The following is a 16,756-nucleotide window of genomic DNA, read 5'->3' on the forward strand; positions in this document are numbered from 1 at the left end:
GGGGGCATGTAACCATGAACCGCTTCGCACTTCTGTCGCTCTATCGCTCGCTTGTGCGCCACAAGCTCTATGCCGCGCTTAATATCGGCGGCTTGGCGGTCGGTATCGCCGTCTTCCTGGTGCTGGGCCTCTATGTCCGGTTCGAGACGGGGTATGAGAAATGGTTGCCGGATTATGATAAGTTGTATCTGGTGCAAGAGCATTGGGACATGCCGGGCAGTATTGCCGATGGTTACTCCACCGCGACCCTGGGCGGTCTTATTGACCAGTTGCGGGAAGATTTTCCAGCCGTTGTCGGCACACGTTTTCAGGCGACGTATGCGGACGTCGTGCGTCGGGGCAGCGCGACAAGTGTGGCGTTCGCCTATGTCGATCCAAATTTTCTGGACGTCGTACGATTGCCGATGCTGGAAGGGGATGGCCGCCGAGCACTCGGCGCGCCTGGCAATGTTCTGATCAATCAGACGACCGCAAAGCGCTACTATCCCGCCGGTAATGCCATTGGTCAAATGATCACCCTGACCGTTATGGGTAAGACGGCCAACTACCGCATTGCAGGCATATTCCACGATCTGCCGCCCGACACCGAAATGAATTATGCGATGCTTGCCAAAATGCCAAATCCGCATCCGGATCGAAATTGGTTTCACTGGGGGAGCGAACGCGCCTGGACGATACTTCATTTTAATACGCCGCACGATGCCGCACGCTTGCAGCAGGGAATGCGAGCCTTTGTCGATCGCCGCGCAAGTAAAGACCAGGGGCTTTCCGCCAAGACACTGAGTCTGGTCATTACGCCACTGGCGGACATCCATTTGCAGACAACGCCAGCGCGCAAGATGACAGTCGCGACCTTGGGTATCGTGGGCATGCTGACGTTGATTATTGCGATCGTCAATTACGTGAACCTGGCGACAGCAAGAGCGGGTCTGCGCGCCCGCGAGGTGGCGATGCGCAAAGTTCTGGGTGCAGACCGTTATGCCCTCATCCGACAATTTCTGGGTGAAGCCGTATTGGTCACGGTCTTGGCCGCTCTGATTGGACTCATGCTGGCCGAAGTGGGGCTGCCGCTCATCAACGCCGCGGGCGGACTGACCCTAGCCATTAATTATGCCGTCGTGGTGCCGGCATTGATCCTACTGTCCCTGGTGGTCGGGATCGCCGCAGGGCTCTATCCCGCAGTGCTGTTATCCCGCTTTCCGAGTGCGGCCGTACTGGCCTCTGCCCGTTCGCCCGGCGGCGGCCGGAGTGGCGCGCGCGTACGCGAACTGTTGGTCATCTTTCAGTTTGCCCTTGCCATTGCCTTCATGATCGGGACGATCATACTGGTTGCGCAGACCCGTCATGTGCGTGAGACCGATATCGGCTTTCGACGGGATGGCTTGGTCATTGTGGGTTCGACCAGCAACGACGCACTCGACGAGACACAACTGACTGCCTTTTTGACGCGGGCTGCCATACTGCCGGGGGTACGATCCGTTACCACATCGGATTCAACGCCGGGCGCGAGCAGCGGAAACAGCGACAGTTATTTCGTCCCTGGCAAACCCGAGCCGGGTCCAAGCCTGCAAGCCATCATCATCGGACCAAATTTCTTTCCGACCTTCGGAATAAAGATGATCGCGGGACGTCTTCCAGACAATGCCCATCGTGCCGACGATACGCGCTACACGGATCAAACGGGGTCGGACGGTCGGCCTATCCAAATCCCGAACGTCATCATCAATCGGCGTGGAGTCGAGGATCTCGGATTCCGTAGTCCGCAGGAAGCGATCGGCAAGATTGTCGGAAAGCCGAACGTCAATGCCCGGATGATTGTGGGCGTGGTGGAGAATGCGAGGTTCTTTTCTCCCCGCGAGGCCGTGAACGGGACCATGTATTATTACAGGTCGGAATATTCCAGAAACCCGCGAACGACTTTTCAGATCGACGGTGATCCACAAGCGATAATCGCGACCCTTCGCTCTCTTTGGGCCCAGATTGCGCCACAAGTACCATTCGAGGCCTACACCGTCGGCCAGAGTCTGGAAGACTATTACAAGGCCGACGACCGGGCGACCCGTCTGTTCGGTATCGGTGCAGGGCTGGCCGTGCTGATCGGGTGCGTCGGGCTGTGGGGTCTTGCGTCGTTCAACACCCAGCGGCGCGTGAAGGAGATCGGTATCCGCAAGACGCTGGGCGCGTCGGCCACGGATATCGTCAAACTGCTGGTCGGGCAGTTCCTGCGCCCGGTACTAATCGCCAATCTCGTCGCTTGGCCGCTGGCGTTTATTGCGATGCGGACCTGGCTGGCCGGGTTCGACGATCGGATCAGTCTGTCGCCGCTCTATTTCGCGGCGGCGACCGCGCTGGCGCTGACCATCGCGGTGCTGACCGTGCTGGGTCAGTCGCTCAAGGCCAGCCGGGCCGCCCCCGCTTGGGCGCTGCGCCATGACTAAGCGAATGCGGTGGTGGTTGATAGGGGTGGCGATGATCGCGGCCACCCCCGCCTCGGCGGAAACGCTGCGACAGGCGATCGCGGCGGCGTGGGACGGCAATCCCGAACTCGCCGCCGCGCGTGCCCGGCAGAATGCGCTGGCGGAGACCCCGAACCAGGCGCGGGCCGCCGGGCGGCTGACTGCCGCGGCGACCGGCAATGCGGGCTATGACCGGCTGGGCTATGACGCGACCGGGGTTCGCACCGGTTCGACCTCGGCGCTGGGGGGCGTGACGGCGACGCTGCCGATCTGGACGGGAGGACGGGTCACTTCGGCGGTGCGCGCGGCGCAAGGTGATGTCGCGGCTGGGGGCGAGACGTTGCGCGATGTCGAGGCGGATGTGCTGGAGCGTGTGGTCGCCGCCTATGCCGACCTGCTCTACACCCAGCAGGCGGTCGAGGTGGCGCGGGTCGGTATTCAGCGGCTCGACAGCCAGGTGGCGGAGGCGCGCTCGCGCTATGGCCTGGGACAGGCGACCCGAACCGACGTCGCGCAGCTGGAGGCGCAGCGGGCCAGCGTCGTCTCCAATCTGGTCGATGCGGAAGGTGCCGTGGCCAGCGCCGCGGCGGCCTATCGTGCGATTGTCGGCCGCGATGCGGGGACGCTGGAGGCGGTCATCGCGACGCCCGCCGCCTTGCCGCGAACCTTGGCCGATGCGCGTGACGCGGCGGAAGCGAGCAACCCGCTGCTCCTCGCCCAGAAGCGGCGCGTCGAGGCGGCGACGGCGCGGATCGGCCAAGCGCGGGCGGACGGTGCGCCCGCCGTCGATCTGGGCGGCGGCTATGGGCGCGGCGTGCAATGGGCGGGCGGCACCGCCACCGGCTTCGACAGTGCAGCCAATGCGGGACTGTCGCTGCGCGTGCCGCTGCTGACCGGCGGGCTCATCGCATCGCGGGTGCGCCAGGCCGAGGCCAATGCCCGCGCGGAACGGTTCGACGCGGATGCGGCGGCGCGCGGCGCGGTGCGGGCGGCGGACACGGCCTGGGCGTCACTCACCGCTGCCGAGGGACGGCTGAAGGCCAGTGCCGAGGGGTTGCAGGCGGCCGACCTGGCGTTGAAGGGCGTGCGCGCCGAATATGGCTTCGGCCTGCGCACGACGGTCGACATATTGGTGGCCGACCAGAGTTACCGCTCGGCGCAGCTGGCTGTGGCGCGGGCGCAGGTCGATGTGCTGACCGCCCAAGCTGCGTTGTTGCGTGCGACGGGGCGCATGGGGCGGGGGGCGTTTGGATGATGGAGTAGGATGGTCTCTGCGAGGCTCTTTTCCCTCCCCCGGCCCCTCCCGCTTGCGGGAGGGGTGAAGAAGGTTGGAGGGGTAGGGCTCTTCTAACACTCCCCTCCCGCAGGCGGGAGGGGCTGGGGGAGGGCAGGATGTCTCACCGAGCCCCGGCCGACATCATTCCGCCGCCCGGTCGGTTTCCGCTGGCCCCGACACCGCCATCGATAGGGTACGGCGGAGCAGCGACGGCGAGCAGGGCTTGCCGCATACTGCCGCACCCGGGTAGCGCGACTGCAGCGCCTGTTCGTCGGCATGGCCCGAATGGAAGATCAACGGCACGCCCGCTTCGCGCAGTCGCTCTGCCGCCGGGAACACTTCTCCGTCACGCAGCCGCACGTCGAGGATCGCGCAGGCCAGTTCGGGCTTGTCGCCGTCCAGATGCGCCAGCACATCCTCGACGCTGACATAGGGGCCATCGACCTGATAGCCGCCATCCTCGATGATGGACTGGAGATCCAGCGCCACGAAGAACTCGTCCTCGACCAGCAAAATCGTCTTAGTCATGCGACAAAATGCTCTCCGGCAAAGCTAGGCTGAGTAGGAAACGTCCGTCGACGCATTTCCGCTCCAGCTGCGCGCCCAATTGACGGGACGAGGTCTGGACGAGCAGCGTGCCGAAGCCTTTGCCCGTCTCTTCGTCGGGAAGCGTCCCGCCGGTTTCCGCCCATGTCAGGTGCAACTGCCCGTCGCTCAGCGTCCAGCTGACCGCCAGTTCGCCCGAGGGCTTCGCCAGCGCGCCATATTTGACCGAGTTCGTCGCCCATTCGTGCAGGATCAGCGCCAGCGGCGACAGGCACCGCCGGTCGACCAGCAGCTTCGGGCCGTCGATATGGATGGTCGACTGTCCCTGATAGGGGGCGATCGTCGCCTGCACCAAGGAGCCCAGGTCGATCGCCTGCTGTTCGCCCGCAGGCGAAGCGAGCGAATGGGCGCGGCCCAGCGTCGCGATCCGCTCGCGCACGTCGTCGGCCATCTCGGTCACGTCGTCATGCGAGCGCGCCGCGGCCGAGACGATGCCGGAGATGATCGCGAACAGGTTCTTCACCCGGTGGTTCATCTCGCGCAGCATCAGCTCGCGCGTCTCGGCGATGGCATATTCGGCGGTCACGTCGATCGACACACCGACCATCCGGTGCGGTGCCGACGCGGTGACGACCCGGCCAAAGCCTTTGATCCAGCGTTCCTTGCCATCCAGGTCCAGACGGAAGGTCATCTCGAAATCGCCGCGCCCGGCCATCGCTTCTGCGAGCGCCAGCTCGACGCCCGGCCGGTCCTCGGGCACGATCCGGTCGAACACCTGCGCGACGCGGTCGGCATCCTCCTGCTCGCCGAAGCCGAACAGGTGGCGGCCGGTTTCGTCCAGGATCATCTCGCCCGTGCCGCTGCGATACTCCCACACGCCGATGCCGCCCGCCTTGATGGCGAGATCCAGTCGCTCGCGCTCGGCGGCGAGTTCGCGCTCCATGCTCAGTGCATCGGTGATGTCGGTCAGGACCAGCGTCGCGCCGTCGATGCCGTCGCCCTGCGTACGATAGGGCAGGATGCGCAGCGATAGCGTCCGCTCGCCGTCACGCGTCGTCACCCGCTGCTGCGTCGTCGGGCCGCCCGCCGCGACATCGGCCGCACCGTCGAGATAATCGGTGTTGGACAGCCGGGTGGAGACATCCGCCAGCAATCGCCCCCGGTCGCTGAGCTGCAACGGGAAGATCGACCGCGCCGCCTCGGTATAGCTGCGGATGCGCAGGTTCCGGTCGAGCACCACCACCGCGAGGTCGGTCGACTCAAAGAAGTTGCGCAGGTCGGAATTGGCGATGGTCAGCTGATCGACCTTGGTCTTCAGCTCGTCGTTGACGGTCGACAATTCCTCGTTGGTCGATTGAAGCTCCTCGTTCATCGACATCATTTCTTCGTTGGAGCTCTTCAGCTCCTCATTCGCCGTCTCCAGCTCCTCGACGGTCGAGCGCAGCCGGTGGCGGGTCAGGCGCAACTCGTCCTCCAGCGCCTCGATATGGTCGTCGCCGGGCTCCAGATCGGCCAGGTCGCTCGCCTCGATCGGGCTGAACGGTGCGCTGTCACGGAACAGGAACAGCAGCGATCCGTCGGTCATGGGATCGCAGACGACCTCGACCTTCTGGACGCCGAACTCGGTCGTGACCGCCACGTCGCGCGCCGCGATCCGCTTGCGCGCGTCGCGGGCCTGGCGGAGCATCGGGCCGATCACCTCGCGCAGGCCGGGGCGCGCCAGCGTCACCGCACTCGATCCGCCCGCACGAGTCACGGGGAAATTGAAATAACGGCTGAGCTTGCCGAATGCCGCCAGGATGGCGCCATCCTGGTCTACCACCATGCTGGGCGGGGCATAACGATCGACGATGCGGCGCATCATCATGCTCTCGTCATTACTTCCCGCGGTGCCGTCGCGCTCGCCCCGTTCGCCGCGCCGACGCGGGCTGCGGTTCATGCCGCCGGGCAGGTCGATGGGATAGGAGGGCGAACCCGGCGACCGCTCGAACAGTCGCGCATGGCCGTCGATCGCGGGGAAGAGATGGTCGAACCGCCCGACGCTTTCCGACGGTCCGAGGAACAGATAGCCGCCGGGTCGCAGCGCATAATGGAGCAGCGGCAGCACCGATTGCTGCTACCGGTCGTCGAAATAGATCAGCAGGTTGCGGCACGACACCAGGTCGATCCGCGAAAAGGGCGGGTCCTTGACCAGGCTGTGGTTGGAAAAGCGGATCATGTCGCGGATCGACGCGGCGATGGTGAACCGCTCGGCATGCGGCATGGTGTAACGTTCGCGCAAAGGCGCGGGGATGTCGGCCAACGCCGAGGCCGGATAGCTGCCCTCGCGCGCGATCTGCAGCATCTGTTCGTCGATATCGGTCGCGAAGATCTGCACCGCCAGCGGCTGGCCGGTCTCGCGCGCGGCTTCGGCGAACAGCATCGCGATGCTATAGGCTTCTTCGCCGCTGGAGCAGCCGGGTACCCAGATGCGGATATCCTCGTCCGGGTCGCGATGGCGGGTCAGCGGCTCGATCGCCTTGGTGCGCAACGTCTCGAACAATTCGGCATCACGGAAGAAGCGCGTGACGTTGATCAGCAGGTCGCGGAACAGCGCCTCGCATTCGTCGGCGTCGCTCTTCACCCGCGCCAGATAGGCCGATCCGGTACCGATCCCGAGCACGTGCATCCGCCGCTCGACGCGGCGGACCAGCGTCGTGCGCTTATAGCCCGAAAAGTCGTGGCCGACCGCATTGCGCAGCACCCGGCACAGATCGTCGATATGGTCGGCGACGACCTCCGCCTCATGCTCCTTGGCTTCGCCCGAGCGGCGCGAGAAGAAAGCGTGGAGGCAGTCGAGGATCTCGCTGGGCGGCTTGACGAAATCGACCAGGCCGGTGCCGACCGCCGACAGGGGCATCCCGTCATAGCGAGCGGTCTCGGGCTTCTGGACGACGCCGACGCCGCCATGTTCCTTGATCGCGCGCAGACCCGTTGTGCCATCCGCGCCGGTGCCCGACAGGATAACGCAGGCGGCGTTGGCCTGCTGGTCGCTGGCCAGCGACAGGAAGAAATCATCGATCGGGCGGCGAAGCCCGCGCGGCTGGACGAAATCGGTCAGTTCCAGCACGCCGCCGCGAATGGCGAGGCCCCGGCCCGGCGGGATGATATAGACCCGGTCGGCCTCGATCCGCTCCAGCCCCTCGCACTGGCGCACTTCCAGATTGGTGTGGCGGTCGAGCAGCTGGGCGAGCATGGACTCGTGATTGGGGTCGAGATGCTGGACCACGACGAACGCCATGCCGGTCGGCGCGCGTGCGGGCGTCAGCATTTCGCGCAGCGCCTCCAGCCCGCCGGCCGATGCACCGATGCCGACGACCGGAACCGGCGCGCCGCCGCGATCCTGTGTCACCTCCGGTGGCGATGTGGATGCGTGGTCGCTCACGGAAAAGCCGCTCTGTCGAGGTCCGACAGGGTCAGCTTGGCCTGGGCGATGGTCGCGGCGGTGTTGGCGATGGCGGTCAGCGATCCTTCGAGCACCATGCCGCTTTCAGCCAGGATCGGCGTCAGCTTGCCCAGAGTGCGGCCGAGTTCGGCGTCATAGGCCGTCAGCCGCTCGGGCTGCGACCGGCTGACATCGAATTGCGAGGCGAAGATATAGGGCATGTCGCCGCCCAGCAGCCGCAGCTTGGACATGTAGAGCAGGTTGACGAAGGGCGAGCCGTCCTTGCGGAAGTTGATCAACATGGTCCGCACATTGAGCTGCCGGTCATTGGCCAGGAACTCCCGAATTCGCTCGCGCGCTTCGACATTGTCGGCGTCGCGTTGCAGCATTCGACAGTTGTGCCCGATCATGTCCTCACTGGTGTAACCGGTCAGCTGACGGAAACCATGATTGATGAAGATGAGGGGATTGTCTCCCCTTGCGTCGGCCAGAGCCAAGGCGATCGGAGACTGGTCCAGATAGGCGGCCAGATGGCCCGGGATCTCGATTTGGTTCACAAAATATCTGGCTCCTCGCCGCGCATTCGCATGGCGTCCGTCCCTCCGCAAGGGCCGAGATGACCGGCTGTCCCCGAAATGATCACGCGGCGCTCAACCCGCCAGCCCGCTTTCGCGTTCCCGGACGGGTGCCCTCAGCGCAGCCCCGTGACGATGGGCGAGGGGGCGGGCACCGGGCGCGAGCCCAGCCAGGCTTGGCGGAAGCGCGCCTGCTCGGGCGTCAGCGCCTGGCCGAGCCCCTCATTGCGTACGATCTCCATCATCGGATCGGCGGCCAGGGTCAGCGTCCCGCTCCGCTCGCCGCCGCGCTGGCGGTAGACGATCGCCAGTCTGTCCCCCGGGGCATGACGGTCGAGCAGCGCGGCCCAGTCCTCTGGCGTGGTCACGGGCGCGCCGTCGACGCTGACGATCTGGTCGCCCTTGTCGAGCCCGGCCTCGTAAAAGGGCGTGCCCGGCGCGGTCGGCGTGGCCAGCGACAGGCCCGCATCGCCCTTGATCGGGCTGGGTCCCGCCCAGGCCTTGGCCGGTCGCGCGGCGCGCAGGGTCAGCCCCGCCTGTGCGAGCAGCGGCGCGAAGTCGGGCAGGCCGCTGGCGGTCACGCTGCGCGCAAAGAAGCGGTCGGCAAAGGCCTGGTCCCCGGTCACCTGCGCCAGCGCGACACGCAGGTCGTCTGGGCGATAGCTGCGCTCCGGGTTGCCGTGGTTGCGCCACAGCTGGCGCATATAGTCGTCGAGCGACAGCTGCGGGAAATGCTGGCGCAACTCCAGGTCCAGCGCCAGCGCGATGACCGCGCCGTATGGATAATAGGAAACGAAGATATTGGGATTGGTCGGGTCGATCGACTGGGCCGCATCGACGAAGGGGGCGCGCAGGCTCATCTCCTGCGGCCCGCCATAGCGCCGGGCCGGCGTGTTGATCAGGCCGTTCAGCGTCCCCGACAATTGCTTGATGTAATCGTCCAGTGGCATCACGCCCGCACGCACCACCGCCAGCGGCCCGTAATATTGGGTGAAGCCCTCGGCCAGCCACAGCGACGGCGTGGCGTTCGCGCGGGTGAAGTCGAACGGCTCCAGCTCGGCGGGGCGGATGCGCTCGACATTCCAGGCGTGGAAGAATTCGTGGCTGAGCGTCTGGATCTGCGAAAAATCGGCGGCGGCCAGCGATCGCGCTTGGCTGATCACTGTGGAGTTGCGATGCTCCATGCCGTCGCCGCTGATCTGCGGCATGTAATCGGCCAGGAAGGTGTAGGTGCCATAATCGAAGGGCGGCGGCGCACTGAAGACGGCGATATGCTGCGCGACGACCTTTTGCGCCATGGCGGCGAACCGGTCGAGATCGGCGGGCGTCCCGTTATGATGCACGGTCAGGCGAATGCTGTAGCGTTTCGCGCCGTCCGCCACCGTCCAACTGCGCGCGTCCCAGGCGGACAGCTCGACGGGGCTGTCGATGAAATATTGCAGGTCGCGTGCGGTGAAGACATTGGCATCGTCGGTCGGCACCATCTGCGTCGCGATCTTCCAGCCCGGCGCGGGGTGGAAGCGGACGCGCACCGGCCGCGCGTCCTGACCCACCGCCCACAGGAAGGTGGCGGGGATATTCAGCCGCGCATGGGTCGGATCGATCTGCGCATAGGTGCCGTCGCCCCGGTCGCCGAACAGCGTGTAGCGGACGGTCACCGTGCCATCATGCGCGAGCACGGTCCAGCCATAAGGATCGGTGCGCTGGACGGTCAGCGGACGGCCCGCCCCATCGACGGCGGAGACCGAATAGACGTTCTTGGCGAACTCGTGCAGCGCATAGCGTCCAGGCGAGGAGCGCGCCATCTGAAAGCGCACCGGACCGGCGGGAAGGTCGCGATAGGTGACGCTGACCTGCGCCTCGTGATGCTGCGCGCGCGGAAAGGCGATGTCGTAGTCAACCGCGGTCGGCGCGGTCTTGGTGGGAGCCTGGGTGGCGGGAGCGGAAGGGACGGTCTGGGCCAGAACAGGCTGCATCGCCGTGCTGGTCAGAGCCAAAGCCGCCATCATCGCCAGTCGCCGCATTCCCATATCCCTCAAGCCCGTCGAAGCGGCGACTTAGGCATGGAGCCTAGGCACGGTCCACCGCTTTTCGCGGACAGGCGGGACATGATTGCGAATCACGAGGATGCCCCGGCTCTCGCCAAGCCATTGGCCAACACGGCCATAGGGTCCGGTAATGTCAGGAAAAACCTGGAGGCGCGACCGGGAATCGAACCCGGGTGCAAGGATTTGCAGTCCTCTGCGTCACCACTCCGCCATCGCGCCGTGGCCGCGCAAATGCTGGGGTTTTCGCCTCCCGTCAACACCCGAGTTCGCACTTTTCTGTGGGTGGTTCGCACTTTTGCCATTTCAAGCACCTCGTGCGCCCTCCATTTTTTCGACGGCCGAACGCGCGGCAATGCGCTGGGAGGCGTATTTCATGGCCATCTTGAATGTCGAATGCCCCAGCACCGATTCTATTTCGGCAACCGTGCAGCCAGCTTCCTCCATGCGCGATCCAGCCGCGTAGCGGAGGCCATGGATCGATCGACCGTTGGGCATCTCCTTCATGCCGTAGAGCGCTTGCCTGATCGCCTGGGAGAGGCTGTTGGCGGTGAATGCCTTGCCGGTCACCGTCGTGCACACGACAACGCCTCGCGCACTCCGTCGCAGCTGCTCCAGATGATTGCGCAATGCCGTATGGCAGGCGATGTCGAGCATCGCGCCAGTCTTGCTTTGCCTGACCCGCACGACACCGCCCTGAAACTGCTGCCAGGTCATTCGCACGATATCTTCCCGACGCTGACCGGTATAAAGCGCGATCATCACAGGCGTGACCAAGTGGGGCGGGCAAAGCGATAGAAACAGCTCCACCTCCGCATCCGACCAGACGACGTATTGCTTCTTGCCACCCTTGGGCTTCAATTCCTTGATACCCTTGGCGGGGTTCAGGCCTTCCGGCACCAAGCTGTTTTCATCAGCCCAGCTGTAGAGGCGGCTGACCATTTGCTTGATCTTATGGGCCTTGCGGGTGTTCGCGGCGTGATCATCGCGGACGGCTTTAATCATAGCCCGCGTGGTGAAGCGATATTGTTGGTCGCCTAGCTCCTCGTCGATAAGTCGGAGGGTGCTGGAATAGTCCTTCTGCGTCGCGTCCGCGAGGCTCTTGAACTCGACACTTCGTTCGTACTTGCGGATCAGCCAGGCAAAGCTGCCCCGATCGACAGACCCTGCTGGCTTGCCGATCAGCTCGACCAGCTCCGCGTATTTGCGCAGGAACGGTCCCTCGCCAGGCGCGCCGGGCAGGGGGACCCGCCCGACGACGGGATGCCGAAAGTACCAGTATTTGCCCTTCTTGGGGCCATCCAGGTACTTCAGCTTCTTATCCCGGCCAGCCGCCGGCTTTTTAGCTCCGACCATTCCTGCGCCGCGCGAGGAACGCGCGCTCCTGGTCGACGGCTGCACGCTCTGCGTCGACGCCATCGATCGGCTGTCCGCCCATGCGATCAGCGAAGATGTCCAGCGACCGCCGGTCGTACAGAACCTTGCGACCGCGTTCGATCGGCACGATCCCCAGGAGGCGAAACGTGTTTTCGCTCATGCTGTAATATGCGGCTGCCATGGCGATGGGCATCAGCCTGGGCCAGTCGGGCAGGTTTTTGCGGTTGTCGTCCGTCATACCCCTTACCCCTCGTCCTTGGCGTCGCTCTCTTGCACTTCCACTTTGGAAGGATCGGTTGCGCGGTCTGTATCGAGACCGAGGCGTGCGCAGAGGCGGCGCTGAAGCGCTGTGACGTTATAGATATATGCGGAATCGGGCTTCAGCAGCTTGCCTGCGCTATCGACCCAATGCCCGTTGAAAATCCGGGCCAGGCGATCAGGGTCGACCACCTCCACCTTCTCTATGGTCAGGTCCATGAAGATGAGGTGGTCTTGCGGGTGCTCGCGGAGATCGAAATCGAGCAGCATTTCCATGTCGTCCGACCGGATCACGCGCAGCGCCTTCTCCCCGCCACCCAAGTGGCCAAGGGCCGCATCGAAGATGGCGAGACGCTGGACCCCGGCCCAGTTCCACCGACGTCGACCACCTTCCGGCTTGATCGATTCTCGATAATCGAAATAGCGCATGCCGATGAGGCGTTGTCGATCTTGGGATACGCCCGTCAGCATCGTGACCTCACGCGCCTCGAACCGGCGGAAAAGAAGGGATTCAGGCCACTCTGACACGGTCAGCACTCCTTGCGTTGCGACTGATACGTATCGCATGAAACGCAGATCGTCAAATGGTGCGTAGCGCTTGATACGATAGCAGGCGCTTGGCGTCCGCCAGCAGCTTTGCCGCCTGGTCCTCGGTCATGGCACAATCGCCATCCTCACAGGCGAATTCGAGCTTCTTCACGAACTCCGACCAGTTCGCAGGCTCCGCGTCGAAGACCGCCTCCCAGGTCGCGATGTAGCGATCCTGTTCGAGGTCATAGGCCTTCGGGCTGGCCAGTTCCATTTCACCGGGCAGGTTGTTGAACCGAGCCTCGGCTGCACGATTGATGGCGAGGGCGCGTTGGAAGGGACTGGAGGGCTGGATGGGCTGTCCCGCCAAGAGGACGGCCGGGATCGCGGACAGCCCGGCGAGCAGGCCGCGACGGGTGGCGGAAAAAGAGGACGAATTTTCCAGTGACGCGCACGCCACGGTGGCGCTATGGGCGCAAATAGCCTGTTGCATGGGTAGACTCCGTGCGATGTGGTCAGAGCCGAAGCGAGGTTGCCTCCTTGCTTCGGCTCGTATTTTTCAATATCGTCAATTTGTGGACGATGCAATAGACAATATTGAAAAACCCCGCCGGGGTAGGCCGCGCACCGATGCGACGCCGGTTATGGTTCGTCTGCAGCCGTCTCAACTCGCTGCGCTCGACGCGTGGCGGGCACGACAGGACCCTGAGCCGTCGCGGCCGGAGGCGATCCGGGCATTGTTGGCGGAACGCCTGGCGGATTGACCATCCGCTCAAAAGTGAGCGCATGGTCACTATCGACGAACTTTCTCGTTCATGGTCTTGCGCTCACTTTCGGGCGCAAGTTCCAGTCGATATGCCCCTATGTGTCGTCATGGGGCAAAAAGTGAGGGCAGCATGTTCGAGATCGGCAGGGACTATAAAATCACCACCGGCCTTGGGGATTACGAAGGATCGTCCGTATCGACGGTTGTCGCGTTCGAGGCGCCGCTGCTCAAGGTGGTGGCGCATGGAATGGAGACGATCTTCAACACGGCCTCCCCCAGCTTCGTCAGCGCGGAAAAGCAACTGACCAGCGAAGAAGAGATGGAACGGTGGAAGGACCTTCCCGATTACCTCCGGCCTGAGACGCCACCCGCTGGCTGACGCACTCCGGATCGGGATGCCATTGCGCTCAAAAGTGAGCGCAATGGTGGGGTGTCCGACCATGCGTCCAAAAGTGGACGCAAGATACTCGGCCGGAAGGCCCTTATGGCCATTGCATCCAAAAGTGGACGCAATGGCATGCCCTCAAAAGTGAGGGCATGAGCTTGCATCCACTTTTGGATGCAAGCTCATGCCGCTTCGCCCCGTGCCTTGGCCGCGCGTTTAGCCGCTCGCGCGGCCGTCTTGGCGATGTCCTCCCACATCTCATCCGCGAACGATTTTAGCACCTTTTCCCGCGTCTCGATCCAGGCGGGGCGGGCATGTGGCTGCGCTGACTGATATCGCGTGCCGAATTCCTGCAACTTGCCCGCCGGGTTTGACGTACCCGCGTAAGCAACCGCATCGACCTTGCCCATTTCGTTTCTGGCGCGCCCCTTCTCCCGGCCGGTGAGCTTGGATGGACCGCCGATGACATAGCTGTCGCGCAGCGCGCCGCCCTCGACCTCCGCAACGGGCGCCATACGTTTCACGGCGTCTAGGAAAGGCACCAGCGCCTTTTGCGCCGATCGCCGCATGACGGGCTTGCGGAGCGATGGCTTCAGTTCTTCCAGCGCTTCCATCAGCTCCTTGCCGCCCGAGAATCCGATCGTGAAGCTCATGATACCGTCTGCCTGCTACGGATGGCATTGGAACGCCCGGCCGATCGCACCGTCTGCACCGATACCGGCCCGGCGATCGATTGAACGCGCGGCACGAACATCTGGCCTTCCCCGACCACCAGTTGAACGACGGTGGGCTTGCCCGTCCCGCCACGCGAAAGGCCGCCGTTGGGAATGATCGTGCCACTCATACCAGGTGCGAAAAGCTCCGGCCCCTCTTCACCGACCATATACCATTCGGACGCGTTGATAGGGCCGCCACGAGCGCGGCCGCCGCCCTATTTCGACAGGATGCTGGACGCGGGGGTCAACCCATCGCTCGGGTTGAGGGCGGCCGTGCCTGCATCTCCCGTGCCGAATGCAGCCTCTACGGCTGCGTTGGGTTGCGTCGCGGTGGCGATACCCAGAATGCGCCCGATCGTGCCCACAAGCGCCCTGCGCAGGGCGATCCGTGCAAGGTCGGCAATGATGCCGTTCGTGACGTTGGTGAACGTCTTGCCGAGAAACTCGAAATCGTTGGTGGCGCTGGCGATGCCGTCGATCAACGAATCGAGACCGCGCACGGACACGTCTTCCATCGCCTCGTTCATCTCGTCGCGGGTGCGGGTGATCGAAGCGATATAGGCTCTCGACGGTCCGCGTCGCTACGCTTCGACCGCTCGATTACGAAGATCCTGCGCACTCGTTCGGTTTCGCGCGCCACCAGCTCCTGCGGGGTCTGTATGGCCAATTCCTGCTCCAAGGCGACCGGTGCGAGGCTCCTAAGCCTTGCACCGGTTCGCCGTTGTGGCATCAATAACCCATGCCGCGGTCAACAGCTGATATCAAAAACCTAGGCCGTCGTCCGCGAACCGGAATCGACACCCGCAAGATGGCTCGTTTCCCTTCTGAGCAGTTGACGGCGCTGAATGCGTGGATCGCATCACAGTTGCCCCCGCCCGGCCGCCCCGAGGCGATTTTCTCAATCGTCGAGGATAGGCTTGCTGCCGATGCTTGAGTGCCTGCGCCGGCGCTGGCTGCGATTTCGTCGCGGCCGGCGCAACGACATTCGAGTGATGATGTATGAACTTGAAACGACAAAGGTGATCGATCCTATCGATACCGACGTCGTGCGGCATCTGTCGAACGATGCGCTCCACCGCTGGATAGGCAAGGCAACAAACAGGCAGAGCCTCTCGCTGCTGGACAGGGAGTTGCGGCGCAGAGAAGCGTGGGCTGCGCCAGCAGGGCGTGCTTACTGGATCAGCGTCGCGTCCTTGGTGATCGCGATCGGCGCGCTGATCGTATCTATCGCGAAAATGTAACTTGCAGAACGCCAGCCTATCACAAACCGAGGAAATCTGCGGAATTTAGGAGAATCGCATTGGCTTCTGAACCTCCTCCTTCAGTCGGTGACGTGCAGGATGCGGATGCCATTTGGCGAATGCTCCCTAAGGCAATCAAGAACCTTCCTGGGCCAATTCGGTATCGCGCTGAGAACGCACTCGATGGGTTCGCTCGTGCAAAAGAATTGTTCCCACTGGATAGAGAAATATCCTCGTTTCGCGCCATTACAGCGGCAGAGGAAGCTGCCTCGGCACTTATACGCAGCCTACAAGTTCGCAAATACCCCGATGCCGAAAAGATAAATCTATGGATGCACCCGCATAAGGCTGCGGTATACTTTTTCTTAGGGGCGGTACGGCATGAGGTGTTTCACCATAAGCCAATAACCATGAACGTCACGCTTTCCGCTGATCCGCCAAAGTTGACTATTGCTTTGCCAATTCGTCAGTTTGTCGAACTGCCACCAAATATGCAGGATTATGAGATCGTACTGGCCGATCCGCTAGGGATGGTTGGGTCACGACCAGGCGTAGCGGAGGGTGATTACTTCGATGCAGCCGTACAAAAAGTCGCTGGATCTCGGAAGGTCGACAGGTTGATCGCAAGCGAGGCAAACGGCCGGAACCGGATCCTATATGCACATGATGGCGGCCTACCGCGAAGCCAAGCTACTATCGAAGGGATCGAAATTCGCGAGAGAGGAGCGAAGTTGTGCATCATGCTCGCTATCGCATTCATGCAGGTCGACCATCATCAGGGGATGGCCCTCCAGTGTCTAAGGGGGTTTTTAAAGGTAATCGGCCGCACTGATGAGCAGCGGTTGCGATCAGGACGCGGTGAGGCTGGAGGGGCCAATCAGCGTCAAGGCTAGGGTCAGCGCTGTATCCCGCTGCGTCGAAGGAAACGACATCGCCAGCAGCATGAAGCCCTCGCGATCAATCAGTGCATGCCGCACGTACCGCGTCCCACCCAAACCAGCGGTTACGGGGTGATACTCAAATCGGTAGTGCGGCACCGCTGCGGGACACTGGCGCAGTACCAAGTCGATCGCTGCCAGCACGTTGTGATGACGCCGGCCGAACGCTCGGGCGATCTCCCGGCTATCGACCGCGATACAGGCCGTCATGTCCATGAATGCCTT

18 protein-coding genes and 1 tRNA gene are annotated in these 16,756 nt (G+C 63.5%); 5 read left to right on the plus strand and 14 right to left on the minus strand.

The genetic code is table 11. From position 1 onward, the window contains the following. Positions 1 to 14 precede the first annotated feature (14 nt). Together SSA01S_RS05655 and SSA01S_RS05660 are read left to right on the plus strand one after the other, a co-directional pair. Positions 15 to 2,438 (plus strand): ABC transporter permease, encoded by a 2,424-nt coding sequence (locus tag SSA01S_RS05655; RefSeq protein WP_061779583.1) that lies wholly within the window; start codon positions 15 to 17, stop codon positions 2,436 to 2,438. Continuing rightward, positions 2,431 to 3,711, plus strand: a complete 1,281-nt coding sequence (locus SSA01S_RS05660; RefSeq protein ID WP_061779584.1) for a TolC family outer membrane protein — start codon at positions 2,431 to 2,433, stop codon at positions 3,709 to 3,711. The genes SSA01S_RS05655 and SSA01S_RS05660 overlap by 8 nt, the downstream gene beginning before the upstream one ends. 162 nt (positions 3,712 to 3,873) lie before the next feature. On the opposite strand, the gene SSA01S_RS05665 is transcribed toward SSA01S_RS05660, so the two are convergent. The 10 genes from SSA01S_RS05665 to SSA01S_RS05705 form a co-directional block, all read right to left on the minus strand. Beyond that, positions 3,874 to 4,260: a response regulator gene (locus SSA01S_RS05665; RefSeq protein WP_061779585.1), complete on the minus strand. Its 387-nt coding sequence runs from the start codon at positions 4,258 to 4,260 to the stop codon at positions 3,874 to 3,876. Beyond that, positions 4,253 to 6,385 carry a sensor histidine kinase gene (locus SSA01S_RS20035; RefSeq protein WP_244885578.1) on the minus strand — a complete coding sequence of 711 codons (2,133 nt, stop codon included), beginning with the start codon at positions 6,383 to 6,385 and terminating at the stop codon, positions 4,253 to 4,255. The genes SSA01S_RS05665 and SSA01S_RS20035 overlap by 8 nt, the downstream gene beginning before the upstream one ends. 9 nt (positions 6,386 to 6,394) lie before the next feature. Then, a complete protein-coding gene (locus SSA01S_RS20040) occupies positions 6,395 to 7,669 on the minus strand; it encodes a chemotaxis protein CheB (RefSeq protein WP_244885579.1) in 1,275 nt (424 codons plus the stop codon). Between the two features lie 29 nt (positions 7,670 to 7,698). Beyond that, positions 7,699 to 8,259, minus strand: a complete 561-nt coding sequence (locus tag SSA01S_RS05675) for a PAS domain-containing protein (protein WP_061779586.1) — start codon at positions 8,257 to 8,259, stop codon at positions 7,699 to 7,701. Positions 8,260 to 8,393: 134 nt separating this feature from the next. After that, a complete protein-coding gene (locus SSA01S_RS05680) occupies positions 8,394 to 10,301 on the minus strand; it encodes a M61 family metallopeptidase (RefSeq protein WP_061779587.1) in 1,908 nt (635 codons plus the stop codon). 169 nt (positions 10,302 to 10,470) lie between these two features. Next, a tRNA-Cys gene (locus SSA01S_RS05685) sits at positions 10,471 to 10,544 on the minus strand. 84 nt (positions 10,545 to 10,628) lie between these two features. Then, complete coding sequence (locus tag SSA01S_RS05690; RefSeq protein ID WP_061779588.1) at positions 10,629 to 11,678, minus strand: tyrosine-type recombinase/integrase; 1,050 nt, start codon at positions 11,676 to 11,678, stop codon at positions 10,629 to 10,631. Then, positions 11,665 to 11,937: a hypothetical protein gene (locus SSA01S_RS05695; protein ID WP_061779589.1), complete on the minus strand. Its 273-nt coding sequence runs from the start codon at positions 11,935 to 11,937 to the stop codon at positions 11,665 to 11,667. The genes SSA01S_RS05690 and SSA01S_RS05695 overlap by 14 nt, the downstream gene beginning before the upstream one ends. A gap of 5 nt (positions 11,938 to 11,942) precedes the next feature. Further along, positions 11,943 to 12,485 carry a hypothetical protein gene (locus tag SSA01S_RS05700; RefSeq protein ID WP_156477674.1) on the minus strand — a complete coding sequence of 181 codons (543 nt, stop codon included), beginning with the start codon at positions 12,483 to 12,485 and terminating at the stop codon, positions 11,943 to 11,945. A gap of 52 nt (positions 12,486 to 12,537) precedes the next feature. Then, a complete protein-coding gene (locus SSA01S_RS05705; protein ID WP_156477675.1) occupies positions 12,538 to 12,978 on the minus strand; it encodes a hypothetical protein in 441 nt (146 codons plus the stop codon). Between the two features lie 403 nt (positions 12,979 to 13,381). Here SSA01S_RS05705 and SSA01S_RS05710 point away from each other — a divergent pair, with 403 nt between their 5' ends. Next, entirely contained in the window at positions 13,382 to 13,630 is a 249-nt protein-coding gene (locus SSA01S_RS05710) for a hypothetical protein (RefSeq protein WP_061779592.1), read from the plus strand. A 188-nt stretch (positions 13,631 to 13,818) separates the two neighbouring features. On the opposite strand, the gene SSA01S_RS05715 is transcribed toward SSA01S_RS05710, so the two are convergent. From SSA01S_RS05715 to SSA01S_RS05725, 3 genes are all read right to left on the minus strand, one after another. After that, the gene (locus SSA01S_RS05715; RefSeq protein ID WP_061779593.1) at positions 13,819 to 14,289 is read right to left on the minus strand and encodes an HK97-gp10 family putative phage morphogenesis protein; all 471 of its coding nucleotides are present in this window, start codon (positions 14,287 to 14,289) and stop codon (positions 13,819 to 13,821) included. Beyond that, positions 14,286 to 14,480, minus strand: a complete 195-nt coding sequence (locus SSA01S_RS05720; RefSeq protein ID WP_061779594.1) for a hypothetical protein — start codon at positions 14,478 to 14,480, stop codon at positions 14,286 to 14,288. Before SSA01S_RS05720 ends, SSA01S_RS05715 begins: the two co-directional genes overlap by 4 nt. Positions 14,481 to 14,567: 87 nt before the next feature. Then, positions 14,568 to 14,879: a hypothetical protein gene (locus SSA01S_RS05725; protein WP_061779595.1), complete on the minus strand. Its 312-nt coding sequence runs from the start codon at positions 14,877 to 14,879 to the stop codon at positions 14,568 to 14,570. Between the two features lie 390 nt (positions 14,880 to 15,269). Here SSA01S_RS05725 and SSA01S_RS05730 point away from each other — a divergent pair, with 390 nt between their 5' ends. Both SSA01S_RS05730 and SSA01S_RS19435 read left to right on the plus strand, forming a co-directional pair. Further along, positions 15,270 to 15,593: a hypothetical protein gene (locus tag SSA01S_RS05730; protein ID WP_156477676.1), complete on the plus strand. Its 324-nt coding sequence runs from the start codon at positions 15,270 to 15,272 to the stop codon at positions 15,591 to 15,593. Between the two features lie 59 nt (positions 15,594 to 15,652). Beyond that, on the plus strand, positions 15,653 to 16,486 hold the full coding sequence (locus SSA01S_RS19435) for a hypothetical protein (RefSeq protein WP_156477677.1): 834 nt from the start codon (positions 15,653 to 15,655) through the stop codon (positions 16,484 to 16,486). Here the strand turns inward: SSA01S_RS19435 and SSA01S_RS05735 are convergent. Further along, positions 16,442 to 16,747, minus strand: coding sequence for a Rha family transcriptional regulator (locus SSA01S_RS05735; protein ID WP_167348892.1), 306 nt, complete (start codon positions 16,745 to 16,747; stop codon positions 16,442 to 16,444). The genes SSA01S_RS19435 and SSA01S_RS05735 overlap by 45 nt on opposite strands. Positions 16,748 to 16,756: the final 9 nt, after the last annotated feature.

It is taken from the genome of Sphingomonas sanguinis NBRC 13937 (assembly GCF_001591005.1).
GTDB lineage: Bacteria > Pseudomonadota > Alphaproteobacteria > Sphingomonadales > Sphingomonadaceae > Sphingomonas > Sphingomonas sanguinis.